The following is a 24,632-nucleotide window of genomic DNA, read 5'->3' as shown; positions in this document are numbered from 1 at the left end:
ACGAAAATACCAAGTTTTGTAAAAAACTTGAGTTTTTGCTTACTTTTTTCCAAAAAAGTAAGTGCCTTTTTGTCAAACTTTTTAGCACATAAAAAGTTTGGATTAGAAGCGAATGCTTCTCTTGTAATTATTTATAAAATCCATAACAGGAGTCAAATCTTGACCGTAGTAAGGGTCTATAGACTTGCCTTTTTTAAAATACCGTCTTAATAACCTGTGGCAGTTTTCGATAGAGCCTTTTTCTCCCGAACAATATGGGTGACATTTATATATTTGCTTAATACCTGGCACTTCATCTAGTTTCGCATTTTCACTACCATTATCTATGGTTAGCGAATCTATTGTCAAGTTATATTTTTGCATTAGGTATATCAGCCCATCTCTAACACCAGTGCTAGTCCGCCGTACCATATGAAAATAGAAGCGTCTAGTCTTTCTATTAATTAGCGTTACGAAACAACATTGATCAGTTTTTGAACCAATAACAGTATCTAATTCATAATCATTATCTCTAAGTCTTTCATTGATTTCTGTGCTGCGTTGATCAATGCTAACTCCAATCTTTTTAAGCTTTCGACTGTCTCTTTTTGGGGGTCGTTTTTGTTTAATTCCTTTGGTGGATAAATTGACCAAAATGCCGATTTCAAGGTCTTTAAAGACTCTTTGTGATATCAAATTATATACCATAGATTTTGAAGGTTTATAGCTGTTTGGATACTTTTCTTCAAATCTTCTTAATATTTCGTTAGCGCTTAGCTTAGGCGTTCTTTTTGCTAAATCTTTATTATTTCTATTTTGGGTATAATCATCAAAAAGCTCTGTTCAAAAATTTCTAAAATCTTGATATTGTTCTATTTTCTTTTTTGAATATGCTATTCTTTTACTTTTATCAAAATTAGCAACATTTATCATAAATTCATCAAGATTTAAATAACGAACTTTTTTAATTTTAGCATCACAACAATCACAGGTTTTTCTATCGCCTTTGCCTAAATATATTCCTTTTGAATATTTAAATAAAAACCTTTTAATCGCTTTAGTCGATATTTCAATATTTTGAGATATTTCTTTTAAAGATTGAAAATTTAGTAATCCATATATTATCTGAAACACTTCTGCAAAACCGATATGGTTTTTGTGTGTCGAGTAGTTTTTCGAGCGGCTTAAAATTTCAGAGTAATTCTTATCAACAGCGAAATGAATTTGTGAAGTTTGAATTTTGTTATGCACATTTTTACTTCTAACCAAAGTACAGAAAATTTTTTTATCGTTTTTCATATATAATTATGTTGTCCTTTCTTTTTATCATTTTTATTTTACCAAAAGGACAGAAAAATCCCGACATTTTCAAATGTTGGGACTTTTATTTCTGGAATGAATACCTATAAATTAGACTTAAAAACATAACAAAATGTTTATTTTTTTATAAGAGTAATTTCATTTTTAGCTCTTTTTCACTAATTTAAATATTAAAAAAAGCATATTCGCTTTTGAATATGCCTATTTTGTAAAGTGAATTATTTTGAATATTCTTCTAATAATGCCAAATATTGGTTAGCATAGATTACTAGTTTATCTAATTTCATATAACCAATTTTAGGTGTATCTTTCTTTTCATTTGCTTGAATTGTTTCAAATTTTTGTTTTAGTTCTTCAGATTTTGTTTTATCTGTAGTTTCTAATTGTGCAATTAAACTAGTAATCTTTTCTTTTAATAATTTTATTTGTAATGCTCTAAATGTTGATTGTATTTGCTTATTATTCTTTGTTCAGTCATTGTCATAAAATGAACTCATAGCTTTATATGTTTCAAGATAATTTATTGCTTCACCTTTAGCTTTTTGATCTTTATAATTGGCAACTGTTGTTTTGATATTTTGTAAACTAGTTTTAGCCATTTTGTTTCTAATTTTTTCAACTATTTCATCATAATATTTAATATTAAGTACATTATTTTCAATTTCATTAGAAAGTTTTTCAACCTCATCTTTTAAAAATGAATTTTGGAAGTTATTTAGTTCTTCATCAAATTCTTTTGTTTTTTTAATAACATTATTAAATTCCGCTTCATATTGAGAAGTTTTTTTAAGTTTATAACCGGCAAGAGTTTTACCGTCAGGATTCATAACTTTTTCTTTTGCTATATTTTCAGAAATTGTTTTAATTTCATTAGAGAAATTTTTATAAAAGTCTTGCTCTTCAAGTTTCTTTTCAACTAATAATGGATTTTCATCTTCATCAATAAGAGTATTTAAGTATTGCTTTATTCTAGTAAGTTCATTTTCAAGTTCTGTTCTTTTAGCAAAAGCACCAGTATATTCATTGCATTGTTTAGTTTTGAAAAAGTTGGTTAATTTAGTCGATTCATCAAGAATTGTAATTAATTTAAAAGTTAATATTGTTTTTCCTTCAATTGATTGAATAGCAGTTTGATAACTCATTGTGTATTCTTCTTTTAGATTTTTATATTCTGCTTCTTCTCCAAAGGCATAATTTAATTCTTTAGTAAAATATACACGAGTTCCTTTAGTTGTCGATTCATCATTATTATCAAAATAATAATATTTATTAAACAAACTTAAAATTTCATCAAAAATACTTGGTGTATAACATTCATTGAATTTTGTTTCAATTTTTTGGATAGCTTCATTAACAGCAGCTGTGTTTGATAAATCTAAATCTTTTGTAGTTTTTTCATAAAACTTTTTAAATTTACTATAAGCATCCGCTAAATTTTTACCTGTTCTAAACACTTGATCTTTTGATTCAACTATTTGTTTGAAATCATCTAATGTTATAGAGTCAAGCTCTTCTTTTATTTGCTTTACAACTTCTTTTAAATCAGCTAAAGCTTTTGTTAATTCTTCTTTTGAAGCATCTTGTTTATCAGCTATAGTTTGAGCAGCAGAAATAGCAGTTTCTAATTTTGTTTTAAGAGCAGCATATTTAGCGTCTGATAATTTTGGTAAAAGACCTTCTCTAGTGTTTTTGATTTCATCGGTAAGTTCTTTTTTAGCTTGAAGAACTTCATCTAGTTTACTTTTTTCTTGTGTAATGTTTTGAACTTCAGTTTGTAAGTTGCTTAAAGCTTTTGTTAATTCTTCTTTTGAAGCATCTTTTTTATCAGCTACAGTTTGAGCAGCAGAAATAGCAGTTTCTAATTTTGTTTTAAGAGCAGCATATTTAGCATCCGCTAATTGAGCTAAAAGACCTTCTTTAACGCTTTTTATTTCATCTGTTAATGATTTTAATTCTTTGTTTTCTGTTGTCGTTGTAGTTGTCGTTGTAGATGAATTAGATTTATTATCATCTGTATGACCACAACCGGCAGCAACGATTGGTAATGCTAGGGTTGATGTTAAACCTAAGCTCAATAAAAGTTTTTTATGTTTTTTCATGACATTATTTTCCTTTCGTATTTATAATTGCTTCGTAATTATACTAAATAAAAATAAATATTTATTATTGTGTTTTTATCTATATAAAATAGATTATTTAGTCAAAATAAACTTATGGTTATTGATGAATTTTTGAGCTAAAATAAATAAAAAATGCCTGTTAAAGCATTTCTTGAATAATTGATTTAAACTTTTCTAATTTAACTTTTGCTTCATGTTCTGTTTTATCAAATGAGAAGATATAAAACTTAATTTTAGGTTCTGTACCGGAAGGTCTTAATGCTAATCATGAGTTATCATCAGTAAATTCAATTTTAATCATATTAGCTTTCATAAAATCAGTTCTTTCGTTGTAGTCTAAGATTACTTTGTTGTTAAATGGAAGATTTTTAAACTTATTTTGTAATTCTTTTAAGTTTGTATTTTCATCAACTATTATTTCAACATTTGCACTAGCAACATAACCCGTTTCTTTATAAACATCGTCAAGAACATTAATTAAAGTTTTATTTTGTTTTTTGTAATATGAAGCCATTTTACATAAAATAACAATTGATTGTAATGCATCTTTATCTCTAGCAATGTCTTCATTAATTAATGATCCATAACTTTCTTCAAAAGCAAATAAGCATCTTTTGTTTTCTTTAATAAATTGATTAATTAGCATACCAATTCATTTAAAACCAGTAGGCACTACATATGAAGGAATATTTTTATTCTTAGCTAAAACGCTAGGAACGTTTGAAGATACAAATGAATAAATTAAATATTGTTTATTGATATCAATATTTGGTGTTGTATCTAAAAGATATTTGAAAATAATAGTTGCTGTTTCGTTACCATTAAACAAACGGTAGCCATCTTTATCTTTAACTGCTATTCCAACTCTGTCGCTATCAGGATCAGTCATTAATAAAATATCAATGTTATTTTTTAATCCAACTTTTTTAAGTAATTCAAAAGCTTCAGGTTTTTCAGGATTAGGATATTTACAGTAAGTAAAATGAGGAGTTTGAATCATTTGTTCTTTAGCAAAAAAGGCTGTTTGATAGTTATTTTCGTTTAAATTTAAACCTAACTTTTCAAAGATTTTTTTAGCATAATTACGACCTGTACCATGTAAAGGAGAATAAGCTACTTTAATATTTTCAACCTTTATATCTCCACCAACTTTTAAAATTAAATCTAAATATTTATCTTGTGTTTTTTTAGAAATGTATGTTAAGTTTTTGCAAACTTTTTTATTTAAAAGCATTTTGCCTTCATATTTTTCACTGTAGTTTTCATATGGTTCAAAATAGCTTACAATTTCACTAATTTCTTCAGGTAAGCATTGACTAGCCATATTATTATAAAGTTTGATACCATTATATTCTTTAGGATTATGACTAGCTGTTATATTAATTCCTCCATGAGCTTTGTATTCCAAAATACAAAAACTTACAAAAGGCGTTGGAGAAATATTTTTTGAATAAATTACTTCAATGCCATAACTATTTAAAATATGTGCACAGCAAATTGAAAAGCCATAAGATTTTAAACGGTTATCCCTTCCAATTACAACTTTAATTTTTTCATTAGGATATTTATTTTTTAAATATTTCGCATAGCCATGTGCAATTCTTTGTACATGAGCATAATTTAAATGATCTTCATTTTGACCAATTTTGCCTCTAATTCCGGCAGTTCCAAATTCTAATTTTTTCATAGTAATAATATGATATATTATTTTTTATTAATTTTTGCTTTATAATATGAAACATGAAAAGAAATAATATAAATTTAACTGGATTTTATGAAGCAGATTATTTAATCAATAATGATGCTGCTTCAAATTATAAAGCTAATAATAAGTCTTTTATTGATAACGTAAGAGCTACTTTTAAGCATCCATTTAAATTTACTATTATGGATTTAGCAATAGCAGGATTATTTCTAGCTTTATACTCAGTTGCTTATAGTATTTTATATTACACAGGCTTAAGCAAGTTCACAGGTGTTGAAATTATCTTTTTTATTTTCTTTGGAGTTTTACTAGGACCATTTAAAGGGGCTTTTGTAGCAATTATTGCTGATACAATCGGTTTATTAATTTCAGGACAAATCGGAACTTGATACATTCTATATGCTATTTGACCACCGATTATAGCTTTTATAAGCTCAATATATTTTGCTTTCTTTAGAGCAAGCACATATTGCAAGATTGTTGTTCCTTTTGTTATTATTATTGCTAGCGCTTTTATCATGTACCATGTTTTTGCTACATATGTTGTAAAAAATGATGCTGGAACAATTAATATTAATATAGCTATTTCAAAAAGAAACCGAGATTTTTGAAATAGCATACCTTATGTTTTGGTTTTAAGCTGCTTAATTATATATTTAGCATTAATGCTAGTTTTTGCAATTAGTGCAATGATTATTTATTTTGTTAAAAAGAATTTAAAGATTTTAGATTACCTTTTAGCTTTAGGTTTAATTACTTTTGTAATGGTAATTTATAGATGAATCTTTGGACCAATTATTTTAGTTAAATATTACAATTACTTCTTCAATCGTAATTATTCGCTTAATGATCAATACTTAGTTTTTGCAATCCCTATTATTATTAAAAGTATGTATAACATACCACTTTATACAGTATTGTTTGGAGCTATTTATTCGATTGTAATTATTCTTCAAGAAAAACATATAAATAATAGAAATGATATTCACTATTAATATATAATAATAATCATGAAACAATCGCGTAGACAATTTAGAGTCAATATTATAAATATTATTTATAAATATGAGCTTTTGGATAAAGAATTAAATTCAGAACAAGTGTTTTTGGAAAATAAAGATTTAAACAATGTAGAATTTAAGCAATTAGAATTAATTGCTAAAAATTATAATTATTATAAAAGCTTAATTATTCAATTTTTAAAAACTAATTATCCTTGAACAAAAGTTTCGCCACTAATTCGAGCAATTTTAATTAATGCCACTCATGAATTTTTTACAATCGAACCAAAAATCGTAATTAATGAAGCAATTGAAATTACAAAAAGTTATTTTGATACCGAAGCTAATTTATATAAAATGGTTAATGCCATTTTACAAAATATTTATAAATATTTAGTAATTAATGAAGCTATTGTGAGAAAACAAAACAAATAGAAAAAGCAACCAAAAGGCTGCTTCTTTTTTTATTAATTAAAATGTAATTGTTAATAAGTATGCTTTATCAGATACTTTTTTGCCTTTAAAATCCATAAATCTAACAGCAAGAGTTATTTTCTTAGCTTCAACGCTTTCTATAGTAAGGTAAGAACTTGAACTTGCTTTTCCATTCTTGTTAACAAATACTGGATCTTCGGCAGCACAAAATTGTAAGTCGTCTTTGTTTCTACCTTCTATTTGGATTAATAATGGACCTTCTCAAGCTTTTTGTCCTTCTTCAGCTTTTCCATGAAGACCATTATCAGAGTAACTAAAGAAAAGTTGCTTTTTATCACCCTTTTTAGGTGGAATGAAGTAGTCTGCTGTAATTTTTGCAGGATCAGGAACTGTTACTTTTCATGATTTCATTACAGCATCAATTTGTTGACTTAAATCTGCATAGCTGAAACCGGTATCTTTATTTTTAACTGAAATTGTTCTTGTTTTTGTTGAGTCTTTTATTTCTTCAATTTTCATACCAACTTCTGGAACAGCTGGTTCTTCTGGAGTTGTTGTACCTGGATTTGGATCTGCGCCTGTGTTTGGATCTTTACCGGGAGTTGTTGTACTTGTGTTTGGATCTTTGCCAGGAGTTGTTGTACTTGTGTTTGGATCTTTGCCAGGAGTTGTTGTATCAGTTCCTGTAGTTGTATTTGTTTTACCTGATTCAGAGCTTGAATCTTTGCTGCCACATCCAGCAGAAATAGCAATAGGCATTAAAGCCATAGGAACAATAAATGCTCCTTTTAAAAGTTTTTTATATTTCATAATTATCCTTTCGCAAATATTTTGCTATATTTTTATATTAAAAAATCCGTGTTAATTGCTTTCTAACCAATTTCAAAGGACATTTCCATATATTTTTCATATAAATATATGATCTTCTTAAGAAATAAAAATAATGTGATATATAATAACTTACATGTTAATCTTAATAAGCTATATTTTTATTTTTTAACTATATATAAATATGAGAAAGATTTCTTTTTTTATCCCTCAATAATATTTAAAACACCTTTAATTTTTATTGAATTTTATATTTTCAAAAACTATAAATTTTTGTTAAATTAAGAACTCAATAAATTTAGTATATTTTAATTTTAAAACTTTTTTAAAAAGGAATTCGCTTCAATTATTTTGAAAACCAATTTTAGATATAAAAAGACATTTTCTTTCGAAAATGCCTATAACTAGGTCTATTAACTTAGAAACTAATAAACCGTTTTTTTATTTATTAAAAAGTAATTGTCAATAAATAAGCTTTATCGGATACTTTTTTGCCTTTAAAATCCATAAATCTAACAGCAAGAGTTATTTTCTTAGCTTCAATACTTTCTACATTAATGAAACCGCTAGACTTTTCTCTTCCATTTGCGTCTACAAATACTGGACTATCTGCATTACAAAATTGTAAGTCGTTTCTGCTTCTACCTTCTATTTGGATTAATGCTGGACCATCTCAAGGTTTTTGACCGTTATCGAATTTTCCATGAAAAGCATTATCATCATCAAAGCTACTGAAAAATAATTGAGCTTTACCACCACTTCTAGATGGAATAAGTTCGCCTTTTGTAATTTTTGCAGGATCAGGAATTGTTACTGTTCATGATTTTGTTGCTGAATCAATATCTTGACCTAAATCTGCGTAACTAAATTGAGTTTCACCATTTTTAGCAGAAATTATTCCATTTTTTGTTGAATCTTTTATTTCTGTAAGTGTCATGGTACCTTTTACAGCAGTAGTTTTTGTACCACCACATCCAGCAGAAATAGCAATAGGCATTAAAGCAACAGGAGCTAAAAGTGCTCCACTTAAAAATTTTTTAAATTTCATAATTATCCTTTCAAAAAATATTTATGCCATATTATTATATTAAAAAATATTAAATATAACAATTTCGAGGCATTTTCAAGGGTTATTTTCATATATTTACATATAAAAAAGACAATATTCATTGAAAACAAAAATAATGTGATAAAAGAGCGCTTTTATATATTAGTTATAAAAGTCAATTTTGCAATATATAACTATTAAATAAACATATTAGAAAGTTTTTTTAGTATAGCTGGATATAAATTCAAAAAATATTAATTTGCAATTTTAACCAAGGTTTGCTTAAAAAAGCCAATTTTAATATCGCGCTTGTTTTTCATTAATATAAATTAACATGCTAATTCTGGTTTTGTTGTTTAGACTAAAATTTATTTGCTACTTCTTTTAAAGATGCACTAACTTCTTTAATGATATCTTCATTTGTCATAGTTCTTCTTGGTGCTACTTTAGTACCATCAATTAAAAAACTTTCAATTTGTTTTGCACCTAAAAAGTTAAATGTACCTTTAAGGTTTGTAACATGATCGCCAAATGGGTATCAACCTAATGGTGCTCCTTGTGTTGCTAAAATAATTACAGATAAATTATTTAATAATCCAACTGAACCGCCTTGTTTTGAATATTTGTATGAAAAAGTTTTATTGGCTACACAAATACCATCTAAAAAGTTTTTAACCAATGCCGAATAATTAAAATTATTCATTGGAGTTGATAAAACTAAAATATCAGTTTGTTTTAAAATATCAATTCATTTACCTGATTCTACATTAGTTCAAAAAGTATCCATATTATTTGCATTTAATGTATATTTAGCAAACAAACTATCAGATAAATTCAAAATTGAAACTTCTGAATTAGGGTATTTTTTCATCAATTCACTAACAACAAATTTATTAGCTGCAGTTGATAATGAGTTTTTATTAGGAGAACCTAAAACCATTAAAATTTTTTTGCTTTGCATAGTACTACCTCATTAAGTATTAAATTTGATTATTAATATTTATTATATTAATATTACTCTATTTATATTATTAAACACTTTTTAGAATATAAGAAGTAAAATCCTTACTTTGAATTATAATTTTGTTATGAATAACAAGAAAGATGATAGATTAACTTATTTTATTGATCTCGATGGTACTTTATTTGATAAACGTTCTAAAAATAGAATTAGCGCCAAAAACATTAGCACAATTTTATTACTTAAAAATTTTGCCAATGTTGTGATTTCAACTGGAAGAAGTTATAATAACCATCGCGTTAAACAAACATTATATTTGCTTGGTTTAAAAGATATTATTTGTTCATCAGGTGCGCAAGTATATATCGATGATGAGTTAAAATATACTTTTTACATGGATAATGATTTAGTTAAAGATATTGCTTCCTATTGTATTGACAACAAAATCTTATTTGTTGTTTTTGATGAAAGTGGCGAATCTATTTATGTGCAAAGTGCTTTCGCTAAATGATTAAATGCAACTTTCTTAAGAAAGAAATTCAAAATTATAGATTATGCTAAAAACTTCAAAATTGAAAATCATAAAAATGTTTCAAAAATGGCTTTTGTGCTTAAAAATAATAAAGGAGCACCAAAAGAACTTAATAACTTTCAACTGCTTTTCAAAAATAAAACCAATTCATATTTAGCAAGTGCTAACTATGTTATAGAAATTACTGATGGTAAAACAAATAAAGGTATTGCCGAATCTTTATATATGAAAGAATACAATATAAAAATCGATGATGCAATTCATATTGGTGATTCAGATGCTGATGCTAGCGTTAAAAGATATGTTGGGAAAATTATTGCTATGAAAAACTCATCTACAACTTTAAAAGTTCTAGCCGATGAAATAGGTCCAAATTATAAAAATGGTGGGATTTATAAATACTTCACATCTAAGAAAAAAGGCGGTAAATATGATTAAACTTGGTAGTCACGTTTCATTCAAAGCTCCAAATTATTTAGTAGGTGCAATTGAAGATTCGATCAATAATGGTGCTAATTGTGCCATGATTTATTTAGGCGCTCCTCAAAATATTAAGAGAGTAAAAACTGACGTTTATAAATATGATGAATATAAACAAAAATATATGAACATAATTAAACCTGAAGATATTGTAGTCCATGCACCTTACATTGTTAATCCTTCTAGCGTTGAAAAACATAATTTTGCAATTAAATTTTTAATTGAAGAAATTCATAGAATGAATTATATTGGAGCTAAATATTTAGTGCTTCATCCTGGATCATCAACAACCTTTACTGTTCAAGAAAGTTTAGACACTTTTGTTAAAACAATTAAAGAGATTCTTTTTAAAACAAAAGATGTAGTAATTTGTGTAGAAACTATGGCTGGAAAGGGAACTGAAGTTGGTATTAATTTTGGCCAAATACGCTATTTTATAGACCAAATCAATAATGAACGTTTTCAAATTTGCTTAGATACATGTCATATTTGAGATGCAGGTTATGATATTAAAAACTATGATGAATTTAAAGCAACTTTAGCCAAATATGATTTAACAAAACATATTAAAGTTATTCATTTAAATGATTCAAAAAATGATTTAAATAGTCATAAAGACAGACACGCTAACATAAATCAAGGATTTATTGGTATTGATACACTTTCAAAGGTAGTTTTTGATAAAGATTTCGATAATGTTCCTATTATTTTAGAAACTCCTTATGTTGATAATAAACCAATTTACAAAGAAGAAATTGCTGAATTACTAAACTACAAAAAATAATTTTGCATGGCTTTTAATAAGTCGTGTTTTTTATTATTTGATTATTTTATAGGCTCATTTGTCAATTGAATGAACACGTCATTAAATCAATATTATTAAGTTAAAGAATTGTAAAACTGTAATTTTGAAGTCCCGCAAAAAATATTTTTTTAAAATTTAAATCATCTATTTTTGCACCTAATTAAACATTCAAAAGAAACAAATTTCGTACTTATTTAGCTAAAAATATAAATGTGAAAATTCTCCTATAAATCTGAAAAAAATAAGTAATTTAATTGAATTTAATATATAATTTAAAATATATATTTATATATGAAACAAAGGGGTTCGTATGAAAAGATTAAATTGTACTTACGAAGTTAAAAAAGATGCTGAATTTCCATGACTTCTTAAACACCCAAAAGTTAAAGAAGGTTTAGCGAAGTTTAAAACTCGCCAAAGTGCTTTGGAATGATATATTGGTTTAGATTATGAAACCGCTATCTGATTCCAAGATGACAAAAAGATTTTTGCTGGTCAATTAACAATTGATTCAGATCCAGAAACTAATCAATGATACTACTACATTAAAGTAGCAGGTTTCGATGGCGAAGCAACTTATGAAGGAATGTGTAGAGAATTATCTATTAATCCTCAAAACTTTAAAATCGATAGAGATTTATTAAGACACAGACTTAAAGATATTAAAGAAAACAGAGATTATATTTTAATTTCTGATCCAGCAAGTTACTTCCCACCAAACTTAGAAATTGCAAAGAAAAAACCAAAAGATTTCATTGATATTGAAGCATTAAAAATTCAATTTGAACAACAAATTAACATTCTTAAAGAGCAACTTGAAGCTAATAACAGAGTAGCTGACGACGATATTGAACGTCTTAAAGCTGAATTAGCAAGCAAGGATGTTAAATACGATGAATTACTTAACAAAATTAATTTGTTAAAAGAAGCATACACTAAAGAATTACAAGGTGTAACTTATGAATACGTTCATAATTTAAATCAAAACGATTTTATTGGTTCTATAGCTTTATATACTAAAAAGCTTCAACTCCTTAAAGACTTAGTTGTTAAAGATAAAAAATGTAGTATAGAAGATTACAACAGAATCATTACAAACTTTAATGATTACAAAAATGCTGTTAGTTCAATGAGCATTGCTTTACCAGAAAAGGAACAAAGATTAATTGGTAAATTGACAGACGAATTATATGCTGCAATGGAAGCTATTTCAAGCCAATTACAAATTAATCCAGATCTTGAAGATTCTTATGCTAACCAAGCATTTTATGAAAATAGCGATGGTGTTTATTTACCATTATCATGAGATACATCATATGTATTAGTTGAATTGAAACACGTAGGTTTTGTTCCTTATGACAAATACTACTACTCAATTCCATACTTAGCTACTAAAGCAACTTACTCAGTTACATTAGTTGATTCAAAAGAACCAACACAAACATTAACAATTGGTTCAGTAGAAGGTGTTGTTGAAGAACCTGCTCCTAGAGTAAGCAAAAGAACTACTTCTAAAATAGAAACTGTAGTAATGGATAGTCCAAAGACTGAAACAACAGAAAAAGCATTTATTTTTGAAGAAATTATGCCTTCTAATCCAGAAGAAGCTGTTGTTCAAGTAGCTACAGTTAACGAAAAACCAAGCAAAAAAGGTTCAAAGAAAAAAGAAACAGTTGTTGAAGAACACGTTCAATTTGATAAACCAGAAATTGCTGATGAATACATTGTTTTAGAAAATGAAACTCCAGAAAAACCAATGTTTTATCAAGAAACAACTGGCGGTCATCGTGGTTTTAGAATGGTTAACTACAAATTATTGCAAACAGCTGGAACTGATGAAGACTTTTCAACTATTGCTGTAGTTAATGATAAAGAAGATTACGAAGATGAAGAATATGATGAAAATGCTAACATCATTCCAGTTGAAGAAGTAACTGAAGGTGAAACATACAATGAAAAATATGCCGGTGAACTTGTAGGCACATCTAAGAAACCTCATGGTGCTTTATACAAATTCTCTGTGACAATGTTATCATTAGCAATTATTGCTGCTGTAGTTGTTACTGTTTTAGCAATGGTACAATTAATCGGTGGTGTTCCTATCTTTATCGCAGGAAACTAATTAATAATTAAATTTAAGTAACAAAAAGTACATTAGTTATTTTTTGTTGTTTATTTTATTATTGTAATTTTGCTAAATGTAGAAACGGAAAATATGAAAAATTTAGACAAGAAAATCAATAATTTGGTATCACACCTAAAAAATACTGGTTTTGTTTTTCAAGGTAGTGAAATTTATGGTGGTTTAGCTAATACTTGAGATTATGGTCCATTAGGTTCTTTATTAAAAGATAACATTGAAAAAATGTGAAAAAGAGAATTTATTTTTAAAGAACACAATAACTTTTTAATAGATTCTAAAATTTTAATGAATCCTCAAGTTTGAGTAACTTCTGGACACGTTTCAAACTTTAATGACCCACTTATTGAAAATAGAGTTAATGGTAAAAGATACCGTGCTGATAAATTAATTCAAGAAATTGATCCAAAAATTATTCCTGAAAAAATGTCATTTGAAGAAATGAAAAATTATTTAAATAAACATTTAAAAGAATATGATGGAGCAAAATGTACTTGAAGTGATATCCGTAAATTTAATTTAATGTTTGAAACTTATCAAGGTGTTACAGAAGATAAAAAGAGTGCAATTTACTTGCGTCCTGAAACGGCTCAAGGTATCTTTGTTAACTTTAAAAATGTTCAAAGAACAATGAGAGCTAAATTACCTATCGGTATTGGTCAAGTTGGTAAAAGTTTTAGAAATGAAGTAACTCCAGGTAACTTTATCTTTAGAACAAGAGAATTTGAACAAATGGAACTTGAAGTATTTTGTCATCCAACTGAAGCTAATAATACTTTCAAATACTACTTAAATAAAGCTGAAAACTTCGCTACTTTTTTAGGTTTATCAAAAGAAAATTTAAGAATTCGTCCTCATGATAAAGAAGAATTAAGCCACTATTCAAGTGCTACAAGTGATATAGAATACTTATTCCCATTTGGTTGAGGTGAACTTTTAGGTGTTGCTAATCGTACTGATTACGATTTAAAAGCACACATGGAAGCTACTAAAGAAAACTTAGAATATTTAGATCCAATTACCAATGAAAAGTTAATTCCATATGTTATTGAACCATCAATGGGACTTGATAGATTAATGTTTGCAATTTTAATTGATGCCTACGATGAAGAAAAATTAGAAAACGATGAAAGAATCGTTATGCATTTCAAAAAAGAAATTGCGCCATACCAAGTTGCTATTTTACCTTTAGTTAAAAAACTAAATAATAAAGCTAATGAGATTTACGAAAAGCTCTTAGAAAAAGGCGTTTCTGTCATTTATGATGAAACAGGATCAATCGGTAAAAGATATAGAAGACAAGATGCTATTGGAACTCCACATTGTTTAACCGTGGACTTCGATACTCTTGAAAACGATACTGTAACAATTAGAGACAGAGACACAATGGAACAAATTAGACTTTCGTTAGATGAAGTTTATAAAATGTTCTAATTAAAACAATAAAAACGAAAGGAGGCAAACCATGTCTAAAGTAGATCAAAGTGTTGCTGATAACATAGTACACAGCAATGACATCGTTGAAGTTGTTGGCGGATTTTTGACTTTAGTAAGAAAAGGTAATTCATATACTGCTCTTTGCCCCTTTCATGATGATAATAACCCTTCGCTTAGTTTAGATCAAAAAAGACAAATTTTTAATTGTTTTGTTTGTCATACTGGTGGAAATGCATTGCGTTTTGTAATGCTTTACAATAAATGAAACTTTATTGAAGGGCTTAAATACTTAGCTGATAAAGTAGGCATTCCTTTTGACGAGCAAGAATATTCAAACTCTTATTCAGTTGGTGAGCAAGAAGAACTTACTGACTTAGATAAAAGTGTTTATGAGCTTTTGGATAGAGCTAATTCATGCTTCAAAAGTGAGATTATAAAGTCTAATAATACTGATTTAAAGGACTTTTTGAAAAAAAGACATTTGAACTATAACCTTTGTAAACAATTTGATATAGGTTATGATAACCCCTTAGTTTTTCAAGAAGTTTTTAAAGAAGACTTACAAAATAAACTTAATGAACTAGCTGAAGCTTCATTGATTTCAATTAATACAAAAGATAACTTTTTCAAAAATAGAGTAACTTTTGGAATAAGAAATGAACACGGTCAAGTTGTTGGCTTTAGCGCAAGAGTTTTAGATGGTTCAAAACCTAAATATATAAATAGTAGTGAAAGCAAATACTTTAAAAAGTCTAATATACTTTATAACCTAAATAATGTTTATCAAACAGGTTCTAAAGAGTTAATTATCACCGAAGGATTTTTTGATGTTATTGCTTTAAGTAAAATTGATGTTAATAATGTTGTATGTTTAATGGGAACTGCATTAACCAAAGAACATATTAATAAAATTAAACACTTTAAGAAAATTATAATTTTTCTAGATGGTGATAAAGCCGGTCAAGAAGCATCTTTTAAAACTATTTATTCATTACTTAAATATGGATACGCAAAATACAATTCTATCCTCGTTGTTAAAAATGAAACGGACAAAGATCCAGATGAAATTTTGCACGAATATAATCGCGAAACATTAGAAAAAATGCTTAACGAAGTAATCGATTATAGTGATTTCACTTATAACTTTTTAAGAAAAAAATATGGTATTGAAAATAAAAGTGGTTCTGAAGTTAATGACTTAGTTTGAAACCAATTTAGTGAAGAATTCTATCCAATTTGAAAAACTTTTAATTCAAATATGGCTGAAGTCTATAATAATAAGGTTAAAGAACAATACAAAAGAGATTTAAATCTCACTTTAAATAAAATAAATATTTATGAAACTAAAAATAATTATCAACCATATAATCAATCAAAAGGGTACACAGATTATAATGAACCATTTAATGATTATTACGGTGTAGGTGATGAACCTAGCTATCAAAACTTAGTAGATATTCAGCAATTTCCACCTGATGAATATATCTATCATGATGAATGAGCAAACAACCCAACTCTAGCTTCTGAGCAACCAAAGTTTCAAAATCAAGATTGAATTGAAAAAATTTTAATTGCTGTATTAAATCATCCTGATTTAATTATGCTATTCAAAGAAAAAATGCATAATAGGAAATTCAGGTCAATTGAATTTAAAAATTTTACAAATGATACTAAAAAAGAACTTTATAATTATTTAATTAATACAAAAATATTTAAGAGTTCAGAAAACAAAAAACTTATAGAGAAATATCACAACTTAGGCAAAGATTTATTCTTAGATAATCTTGGTTTAGATAGAAAAACTGAAAATGAAAAAAGAGAAGATTTTGCTGAAATGCTAAGCCGAGCTTATGATAATGATGATAACTATTATGTATTACATATTAGCGATACAGGCTTAAATTCTAATAATCCAGTCATCCAAGGAGAAGCTTTAGAATCTATAAGACAACACAAAATTAAGAAAGAGGAGAATGATGACCAAAAATAAAGAATTATTACCAACCATAAAATTAATTAAAGAATATGCTAAAAGCAAAAAAACTAAAACTCTAAGTCAATCAGAAATTTTTGATTATCTTGATTCAATTAAGGTTGAAATTCCAGATGAATATACTGATGAATTTTTAGAAGCATTATTTGATGCTGGTTTAGTAATTGATGCACCAGATGATGGTGACGAAGATGAAGCTACTAGCGATGATTTATCAGAAGAACTTGAAGACTTAGATGAAAATGGTAATGTTATCAAAGAAAAAAATGATGACGATGAAGATCAAGATTATCAATTAGAATCAATTAAAAGTAAAACTGAAGATTATGACGCATCAGATGATGATGACTATAGAGGTTCATTTGGCATTTATGGTAATTATGGTGATGGTTATGACGAAGATACTGAAGAATACATGATCGAAGATGATTATGTAGATTCGAGCTATGATGAAGATGACGAAGATGAAATAGAAAACAAAAAGAAATTTGCAAAGAACGAAGAACAAAACACCTCTAAAACAGATAAAAAAGGAAAAAATAAGAAAAAAGATGTTGATGAATTTGAATTGAAAGACTACTCAGATTATGAAGTTGATTTATCAGATTCAAATACCATTAAAAGAGATGACTTAAAGAACAGACTTACTGAAACTAACGATATTGTTAAATGATACATGCGTTGAATTGGTAAATATGGTGAATTATTGACTCCTGAAGAAGAAAGAAAAATCGCCCTAGAAATGGACAAAGGTGGTTTTAGAGGAAAAAGAGCTAGAGATAAACTTATCAAACGTAATTTACGTTTAGTTATTAACAACGCAAAAAAATACAAAAATCGTGGTCTAAGTTTTATCGATTTAATTAGCGAAGGTAACTCAGGTATTATTAAAGCTGTTCAAAAGTATAAAGTTGATAAAGGTTTTAAATTCTCAACTTATGCAACATGATGAATTCGTCAAGCTATAACTCGTGCTGTAGCAGATCAATCTCGTACAATTCGTGTGCCAGTTCACATGGTTGAAACTATTAACAAAATTACAAAAATCGAAAGAGAACTTCAACAAGAATTAGGTGTAGAACCAACTGACGAACAAATTGCTGAAAAATATGGTAATGGTTATACAGCTGAAAAAGTTAGATACATTAGAAAAATTAATGTTGATCCTATTTCCTTAGATAAGCAAATTGGTAAAGAAAACGATTCAGCATTTAGTGACTTCGTTAAAGATGAAAGTGTTATCAATCCTGTAGATTATTCTTCTCATGAAGAATTAGTTGAAACATTAGACAAAATTTTAAAAGAAACCTTGGATGAAGACGAATACGTATTAATTTGTAAACGTTATGGTGTTGGTATTGATGAAACCACTGGTAAAAGATATGAAATTTGTTCATTAGAAGAATTAGCAAACGAAAGATTTGTTTCAAAAGAAAGAATAAGACAAATTGAAAACAAAATTCTTAAGAAAATTAAATCTAACCCAAGCAGAGGCAAATTCTTGAAAGACTTTTTAAAATAATGAAACTAAGTAAAGTTACAAAATTTTTATTAAATACATACCCTCTTGAATGAAAAGAAGAATGAGATCCTTGTGGATGAAGTGTTAAATTTAATCTTTCTGAACCTATCAAAGGGATTGTTTTAGCTATCGATTTAACTAAAGAAGTATTAGATAAAGCAGTTAAAATGGATGCTAATTTGATTCTTACTCACCATCCTTTTAAATTTGAGGAAACTTGAGATATTGAAGATATCAAAGCCCCATACAAAAGAAGTTTTTTAGAAATTCTTAAAGAAAAAAGAATTAATGTTCTTTCATTTCATACTAATTATGATAATGATAAAAACGGTACAAGTCATCAAATTGCTAAGCAATTAGGCTTATCTTCTTATGAAGCACCATATGAAACAAATTATCCATGTATTTTAAATTATGAAACTACATTTAATAATATGGTAAGTTTAATTCGCGAAAAATTACATTTTAATGCAATGAGAACAAATATTAAACCTACTAGATACAGTGAAACAATTAGCAAAATTGCAATTCTTTCAGGTAGCGGTTATATTGGTGAAATTAATAAATTAGCACTAGAAGGTTTTGATTTAATCATAACTAGTGATCCTAAATGAAGTGATTGAATAGTTTATCAAGAAATTAATGCTCCAGTATTAGAAATTCCTCATCTTGATGAACAAGTATTTGTGGATGATATGTATGAATTATTAACAAAAAACTTTGGACAAGTTCCTATTGAAAAAGTGAAAATTATTGAACCATATCACAATATTTAATAATGTCTTAATGGCATTATTTTTATTTCGCCAAAAATATCAATAATGCTTATTTATAGGGATTATGGTATAATAGTTCCCGAGTTTCCAACTTTTACAATGTAATTTTTAACAACTCATCTGTTTGATGAGCTGTTTTTAATAATTTAAAATTTTAATTCATTTAAAATTCTTAAATATGTTTGATAATCTTGAATTGCTTGATTATTGTTGTCGTTAATAATATATTCTTCACTTTCAATTTTTCCGTCAATAATCTTGCATGTTTTGATTGTTTCTTTTATTACATCTTGTAATTTTTTGATTGTGATTTTTTCATCTACAACACCGAGTTCTTTCAAACCTTTGTTTAAATAATAAATAACAAAATTTAATAAAACAAGAGATAAGAAGCAAAGTACGAAATGACCTTCAATATGCTTTTCACTTCATACATAAATAGGTCTTACAGCTAAAGCACTTTTTAAAGCTCTAAAGTTTGATTCTATTTGTCATTGTTTTGAATATAAATTCACAATTTCTTCAGGTGATAAATCAAATCTAGAGGTTTCATAAGCATAATATCCGTCAAACTTTTCATCTTCGATAATTTTGTCATAGTTAAGTTTGTAATAACCTTTACCACCAACTTTTTCGAAGAATTTAAATTTCTTTTGACCGAACATTACTTGATCATGAACTAGTCCGTCTTTATCTTGTCTTTTAATAAAATTATCGATTAAAATTTGTCTATCATTTTTATCTTTTAATGCTCTTTTTTTACTATATGTTACTACCAATCTTCTCTTGTGTCCGTTTGCTCTTCTATTCTTTCAAAACGAATAAAAAGTAGTTTCTTTATATTTAAAATTATTGTCTCCAAAATAGCCGGATTCATCTATTGCAAAGGTCTTTCGGTCATTTGAAGCCGCTTTTAATCTATAAGATAAAATGTAATCAATATCGTTATCTTCTAAGAATCTTATGTTTCTATTTGTACTCATTCCTCTATCAGCAATGAGTGTTACTTTGTTTAATTCATATTGTGATTTTATATTCAAAATAAAATTAATAAATGTTGATGCATCAGCAGTGTTCCCTTTGAATAATTTATAGTGAATTGGAATGCCGTTTTCATCTGTTGCTAAACCTAAAACAATTTGATCTTCTTTGAATTTTCCATCTTTAGAATAACCTGGATATCTCAATCCTTCTCTTACAAAACTTTCAAAATATACCGTTGAAGAGTCGTATCAAATAATATCTATTTTTCTATTTTTATCTTTGATCAATGTATCGTTAACACTCTTTAAAATGTTATTTTTATTTTCAGCTAAATAGTCTAAAGTATTATAAAATGTCGTCTTTTCAACTTCTAAATTTATATTGAATTTGTCTTTATTTTTAAAGGATGAAAGCATGCTACCCGGATTTACAATTCTATTTGAAATCATATATTTTAATAAATCATTTAAATACTTGGATTTTGATACTTTAGCATCTTTAAAAGGATTTAATTTTTCTAAGAAACTGTATAACAAATCATATCCATAATTGAACTGTTTTGTTTCAATTTTAACCTTGCTTATATCTAACTCTAATTGTCTAATTATCATATTTCTATCTCAATCAGTATTGTAGTTTTGAGATAGTTTTTTAATTTTTTCTACTGGATCAGAACAATATTTTTCTCATTTTTCAACTGTACCGATACCGATAGATTTCTTATAACCTTTGCCAAATCCTCCTGAAAGTGCTAAAGATAAGTAAGTAGAGTTCTTATTTTTTCTTGAAATTAATAGTCATTTGTCTTTTTTCATATCTTTATTATACCACAAATTACAATGTAATTATGTAAAAAAATAACTTTTTTTTATTTATATATAAATAACACTGAAAAAAGTAATAAAAAAAGAGCTCCAACTTGGAAACTCAGGATAATGCTTATTTATAGGGATTATGGTATAATAGTTTTATGAACTTTAGAGAAATATTTGAAATGCAAAAGGAATTAGATAAGAAAATATCTGAAAGAAATGATATTGATGCTTCTAATTCAAAAATCAGTGCTAACCAATTTAGAATTATGCAAATTTTAGCAACCTTAGTTGAAACCGCTGAGTTTGCTAATGAAGTACAAACTTTTAAATACTGAAAAGCCAAAAAGAACATAGACAAAGACAAAATTTTAGAAGAATTTGCCGACATCTTACACTTTATGGGTTCATTTGCTTATAAATATGATGTTGATCCTGAAATAGAACCGTTAATTATTTCAAATGATGTTAATTATCAAATTTGTTTATTGTTCCAAACAATAAGTAGCATGATTGATAACATGAATAAATATGTAATATTAGAAATATTAGCAATGACGCTTGGTGTAGCACAATTATTAGGTTATACTGATGAAGAAATCATTAAATGATATTATGTTAAAAATAAGAAAAATCACGAAAGAGTTGAAAACAAATATTAGAAAAAAATATCATAGGCTAAACACTTATGATATTTTTCATTCTTATGAAAATTTACTTAACAATTGGTTCTTTATAAGTAAAGATTTTTTTAGCTGAATCGTATTTTAACACTTGTCCATAAGCTAAAATTGTTCTTGGATATCCATGACCGAAATTAATATTATATATAACTGGAATATTTTCATCTATCACTGTTTTATAGATGTTTTTGTATTCTTCATAGTATGCTTCATTCTGCGGTTTACCTACTATTAAACCACTAATATTATTAAAGAAACCATTTTCTTTAAAAACAGTTAACATTAATTTTAAAACCTCTGGTTCAATCTTATTTTCACTAGTTTCTAAAAATAAAATTTTGCCTTTAAATTCATCTTTATTAAGTAGTAAATTATATTTTGAACAAATTTCTTTTGCATCAGCATGTCTATATCCAGTTAAAACGTCATATAAGGATTCAATGCAGCCACCTCATAATTCACCTTCAAAATCTTTATTTATTGTTAAAGGTTCAAAACCTTTAGTGTCTTTATGAGATATTCTAGATGTATTCAATGATTTTTCTGAAAAGTCATTTCTTTCTTCGTATCAAGTATCACTAGAAATTATAATTGGAGCATTTTTATTATCAAAAAGTCATTTATAACTATTTTCTGTATAAGGTAGCATTGCTTTATCTAATTCAGCAAAATCGCATAAAACATTATGGCCATAGTAAGAAGACATGCCTAATCTATAAAACATTAAATGATTAATGGTTGAATCTGAAAAACCTGTGAAAACTTTAGGATGTTTTGCTACTAATTCTTTAAATTCTTGGTCTTCCATTAAATAAGGTAAAGTACGATATGTATCTTCGCCGCCAATAGCACAAATTATTGCGTTAACATCTTTATTTTCAAAAGCTTCTTTTAAATCTTTTGTTCTTAATTCTGGATGTTCACTTAAAGTTTTTCCCGAGTTTCCAACTTTTACAATGTAATTTTTAACAACTCATCTGTTTGATGAGCTGTTTTTAATAATTTAAAATTTTAATTCATTTAAAATTCTTAAATATGTTTGATAATCTTGAATTGCTTGATTATTGTTGTCGTTAATAATATATTCTTCACTTTCAATTTTTCCGTCAATAATCTTGCATGTTTTGATTGTTTCTTTTATTACATCTTGTAATTTTTTGATTGTGATTTTTTCATCTACAACACCGAGTTCTTTCAAACCTTTGTTTAAATAATAAATAACAAAATTTAATAAAACAAGAGATAAGAAGCAAAGTACGAAATGACCTTCAATATGCTTTTCACTTCATACATAAATAGGTCTTACAGCTAAAGCACTTTTTAAAGCTCTAAAGTTTGATTCTATTTGTCATTGTTTTGAATATAAATTCACAATTTCTTCAGGTGATAAATCAAATCTAGAGGTTTCATAAGCATAATATCCGTCAAACTTTTCATCTTCGATAATTTTGTCATAGTTAAGTTTGTAATAACCTTTACCACCAACTTTTTCGAAGAATTTAAACTTCTTTTGACCGAACATTACTTGAACATGAACTAGTCCGTCTTTATCTTGTCTTTTAATAAAATTATCGATTAAAATTTGTCTATCATTTTTATCTTTTAATGCTCTTTTTTTACTATATGTTACTACCAATCTTCTCTTGTGTCCGTTTGCTCTTCTATTCTTTCAAAACGAATAAAAAGTAGTTTCTTTATATTCAAAATTATTGTCTCCAAAATAGCCGGATTCATCTATTGCAAAGGTCTTTCGGTCATTTGAAGCCGCTTTTAATCTATAAGATAAAATGTAATCAATATCGTTATCTTCTAAGAATCTTATGTTTCTATTTGTACTCATTCCTCTATCAGCAATGAGTGTTACTTTGTTTAATTCATATTGTGATTTTATATCCAAAATAAAATTAATAAATGTTGATGCATCAGCAGTGTTCCCTTTGAATAATTTATAGTGAATTGGAATGCCGTTTTCATCTGTTGCTAAACCTAAAACAATTTGATCTTCTTTGAATTTTCCATCTTTAGAATAACCTGGATATCTCAATCCTTCTCTTACAAAACTTTCAAAATATACCGTTGAAGAGTCGTATCAAATAATATCTATTTTTCTATTTTTATCTTTGATCAATGTATCGTTAACACTCTTTAAAATGTTATTTTTATTTTCAGCTAAATAGTCTAAAGTATTATAAAATGTCGTCTTTTCAACTTCTAAATTTATATTGAATTTGTCTTTATTTTTAAAGGATGAAAGCATGCTACCCGGATTTACAATTCTATTTGAAATCATATATTTTAATAAATCATTTAAATACTTGGATTTTGATACTTTAGCATCTTTAAAAGGATTTAATTTTTCTAAGAAACTGTATAACAAATCATATCCATAATTGAACTGTTTTGTTTCAATTTTAACCTTGCTTATATCTAACTCTAATTGTCTAATTATCATATTTCTATCTCAATCAGTATTGTAGTTTTGAGATAGTTTTTTATTTTTTTCTACTGGATCAGAACAATATTTTTCTCATTTTTCAACTGTACCGATACCGATAGATTTCTTATAACCTTTGCCAAATCCTCCTGAAAGTGCTAAAGATAAGTAAGTAGAGTTCTTATTTTTTCTTGAAATTAATAGTCATTTGTCTTTTTTCATATCTTTATTATACCACAAATTACAATGTAATTATGTAAAAAAATAACTTTTTTTATTTATATATAAATAACACTGAAAAAAGTAATAAAAAAAGAGCTCCAACTTGGAAACTCAGGAGCTTCTTTTAAATCTTTTGTTCTTAATTCTGGATGTTCACTTAAAGTTTTTAAACCATCTAAACAATGCTTAGTAAAGTATAAATTTAAACCGAATTGTTTAGCTCTTTCTTTTGCTAATCTAACTGAGTGTGAGCAAAATTGTTCACCTAATACGCCGCTCGATAAACTTACAACAGCTAGAGTATCATTCTTATTTAATTTGTTTGCTTTATTCATACTGACTCCTTAAATTTATATAATGTATAAATTATATAAAAATAATAAGCTAGAATTAAAACTAACTTATTATTTCATTT

General features: G+C 26.9%; 20 protein-coding genes. 10 read left to right on the top strand and 10 right to left on the bottom strand.

The features are described 5' to 3' along the window. Positions 1-102: 102 nt before the first annotated feature. From ACJA22_RS02850 to ACJA22_RS02840, 3 genes are all read right to left on the bottom strand, one after another. Positions 103-1,278, bottom strand: coding sequence for an IS30 family transposase (locus tag ACJA22_RS02850; protein WP_406616729.1), 1,176 nt, complete (start codon positions 1,276-1,278; stop codon positions 103-105). Positions 1,279-1,517: 239 nt separating this feature from the next. Further along, the gene (locus tag ACJA22_RS02845; protein ID WP_406616770.1) at positions 1,518-3,398 is read right to left on the bottom strand and encodes a variable surface lipoprotein; all 1,881 of its coding nucleotides are present in this window, start codon (positions 3,396-3,398) and stop codon (positions 1,518-1,520) included. Positions 3,399-3,558: 160 nt separating this feature from the next. Next, the gene (locus tag ACJA22_RS02840; RefSeq protein WP_406616769.1) at positions 3,559-5,106 is read right to left on the bottom strand and encodes a phospho-sugar mutase; all 1,548 of its coding nucleotides are present in this window, start codon (positions 5,104-5,106) and stop codon (positions 3,559-3,561) included. A gap of 53 nt (positions 5,107-5,159) precedes the next feature. Here ACJA22_RS02840 and ACJA22_RS02835 point away from each other — a divergent pair, with 53 nt between their 5' ends. Then, the gene (locus ACJA22_RS02835; RefSeq protein ID WP_406616768.1) at positions 5,160-6,119 is read left to right on the top strand and encodes an ECF transporter S component; all 960 of its coding nucleotides are present in this window, start codon (positions 5,160-5,162) and stop codon (positions 6,117-6,119) included. Positions 6,120-6,134: 15 nt separating this feature from the next. Further along, a complete protein-coding gene (locus tag ACJA22_RS02830) occupies positions 6,135-6,560 on the top strand; it encodes a transcription antitermination factor NusB (protein WP_406616767.1) in 426 nt (141 codons plus the stop codon). 36 nt (positions 6,561-6,596) lie between these two features. On the opposite strand, the gene ACJA22_RS02825 is transcribed toward ACJA22_RS02830, so the two are convergent. The 3 genes from ACJA22_RS02825 to ACJA22_RS02815 all read right to left on the bottom strand — a co-directional run bounded on the left by ACJA22_RS02825 (position 6,597) and on the right by ACJA22_RS02815 (position 9,397). Then, positions 6,597-7,370, bottom strand: a complete 774-nt coding sequence (locus tag ACJA22_RS02825; protein WP_406616766.1) for a variable surface lipoprotein — start codon at positions 7,368-7,370, stop codon at positions 6,597-6,599. 466 nt (positions 7,371-7,836) lie between these two features. Beyond that, positions 7,837-8,436 (bottom strand): variable surface lipoprotein, encoded by a 600-nt coding sequence (locus ACJA22_RS02820; RefSeq protein WP_406616765.1) that lies wholly within the window; start codon positions 8,434-8,436, stop codon positions 7,837-7,839. A 361-nt stretch (positions 8,437-8,797) separates the two neighbouring features. Further along, positions 8,798-9,397: an FMN-dependent NADH-azoreductase gene (locus ACJA22_RS02815; RefSeq protein ID WP_406616764.1), complete on the bottom strand. Its 600-nt coding sequence runs from the start codon at positions 9,395-9,397 to the stop codon at positions 8,798-8,800. A gap of 127 nt (positions 9,398-9,524) precedes the next feature. Between ACJA22_RS02815 and ACJA22_RS02810 the strand changes: the two genes are divergently transcribed. The 7 genes from ACJA22_RS02810 (at position 9,525) to ACJA22_RS02780 (ending at position 19,082) form a co-directional block, all read left to right on the top strand. Beyond that, the gene (locus ACJA22_RS02810; RefSeq protein ID WP_406616763.1) at positions 9,525-10,367 is read left to right on the top strand and encodes an HAD-IIB family hydrolase; all 843 of its coding nucleotides are present in this window, start codon (positions 9,525-9,527) and stop codon (positions 10,365-10,367) included. Continuing rightward, the gene (locus tag ACJA22_RS02805; RefSeq protein ID WP_406616762.1) at positions 10,360-11,193 is read left to right on the top strand and encodes a deoxyribonuclease IV; all 834 of its coding nucleotides are present in this window, start codon (positions 10,360-10,362) and stop codon (positions 11,191-11,193) included. The genes ACJA22_RS02810 and ACJA22_RS02805 overlap by 8 nt, the downstream gene beginning before the upstream one ends. A gap of 331 nt (positions 11,194-11,524) precedes the next feature. Next, positions 11,525-13,336: an MAG3090 family protein gene (locus ACJA22_RS02800; protein ID WP_406616761.1), complete on the top strand. Its 1,812-nt coding sequence runs from the start codon at positions 11,525-11,527 to the stop codon at positions 13,334-13,336. Between the two features lie 93 nt (positions 13,337-13,429). Continuing rightward, entirely contained in the window at positions 13,430-14,788 is a 1,359-nt protein-coding gene (locus ACJA22_RS02795; protein WP_406616760.1) for a glycine--tRNA ligase, read from the top strand. Positions 14,789-14,819: 31 nt separating this feature from the next. Beyond that, positions 14,820-16,781 carry a DNA primase gene (dnaG, locus tag ACJA22_RS02790; protein ID WP_406616759.1) on the top strand — a complete coding sequence of 654 codons (1,962 nt, stop codon included), beginning with the start codon at positions 14,820-14,822 and terminating at the stop codon, positions 16,779-16,781. Then, positions 16,768-18,306 (top strand): RNA polymerase sigma factor, encoded by a 1,539-nt coding sequence (locus ACJA22_RS02785; protein ID WP_406617567.1) that lies wholly within the window; start codon positions 16,768-16,770, stop codon positions 18,304-18,306. The genes dnaG and ACJA22_RS02785 overlap by 14 nt, the downstream gene beginning before the upstream one ends. Then, positions 18,306-19,082 carry a Nif3-like dinuclear metal center hexameric protein gene (locus ACJA22_RS02780; protein WP_406616758.1) on the top strand — a complete coding sequence of 259 codons (777 nt, stop codon included), beginning with the start codon at positions 18,306-18,308 and terminating at the stop codon, positions 19,080-19,082. Before ACJA22_RS02785 ends, ACJA22_RS02780 begins: the two co-directional genes overlap by 1 nt. Before the next feature lie 146 nt (positions 19,083-19,228). Here the strand turns inward: ACJA22_RS02780 and ACJA22_RS02775 are convergent, their stop codons facing one another. After that, a complete protein-coding gene (locus tag ACJA22_RS02775) occupies positions 19,229-20,881 on the bottom strand; it encodes an IS1634 family transposase (RefSeq protein ID WP_406616757.1) in 1,653 nt (550 codons plus the stop codon). Between the two features lie 155 nt (positions 20,882-21,036). Here ACJA22_RS02775 and ACJA22_RS02770 point away from each other — a divergent pair, with 155 nt between their 5' ends. Next, positions 21,037-21,540 (top strand): dUTP diphosphatase, encoded by a 504-nt coding sequence (locus ACJA22_RS02770; RefSeq protein ID WP_406616756.1) that lies wholly within the window; start codon positions 21,037-21,039, stop codon positions 21,538-21,540. A 52-nt stretch (positions 21,541-21,592) separates the two neighbouring features. On the opposite strand, the gene ACJA22_RS02765 is transcribed toward ACJA22_RS02770, so the two are convergent. Genes ACJA22_RS02765 through ACJA22_RS02755 form a run of 3 tightly spaced genes read right to left on the bottom strand, consistent with a single transcriptional unit; the run spans position 21,593 to position 24,552 of the window. Continuing rightward, entirely contained in the window at positions 21,593-22,519 is a 927-nt protein-coding gene (locus ACJA22_RS02765) for a S66 peptidase family protein (protein ID WP_406617566.1), read from the bottom strand. A gap of 45 nt (positions 22,520-22,564) precedes the next feature. Continuing rightward, entirely contained in the window at positions 22,565-24,217 is a 1,653-nt protein-coding gene (locus ACJA22_RS02760; protein WP_406616755.1) for an IS1634 family transposase, read from the bottom strand. A 56-nt stretch (positions 24,218-24,273) separates the two neighbouring features. Further along, the gene (locus ACJA22_RS02755; RefSeq protein ID WP_406616754.1) at positions 24,274-24,552 is read right to left on the bottom strand and encodes a hypothetical protein; all 279 of its coding nucleotides are present in this window, start codon (positions 24,550-24,552) and stop codon (positions 24,274-24,276) included. Positions 24,553-24,632: the final 80 nt, after the last annotated feature.

Source organism: Mycoplasmopsis adleri (assembly GCF_045276205.1).
Lineage (GTDB): Bacteria > Bacillota_I > Bacilli_A > Mycoplasmatales > Metamycoplasmataceae > Mycoplasmopsis > Mycoplasmopsis adleri.
Note: the sequence above shows the minus strand (reverse complement) of the source record. Positions and strands in the feature narration are given on the sequence as shown.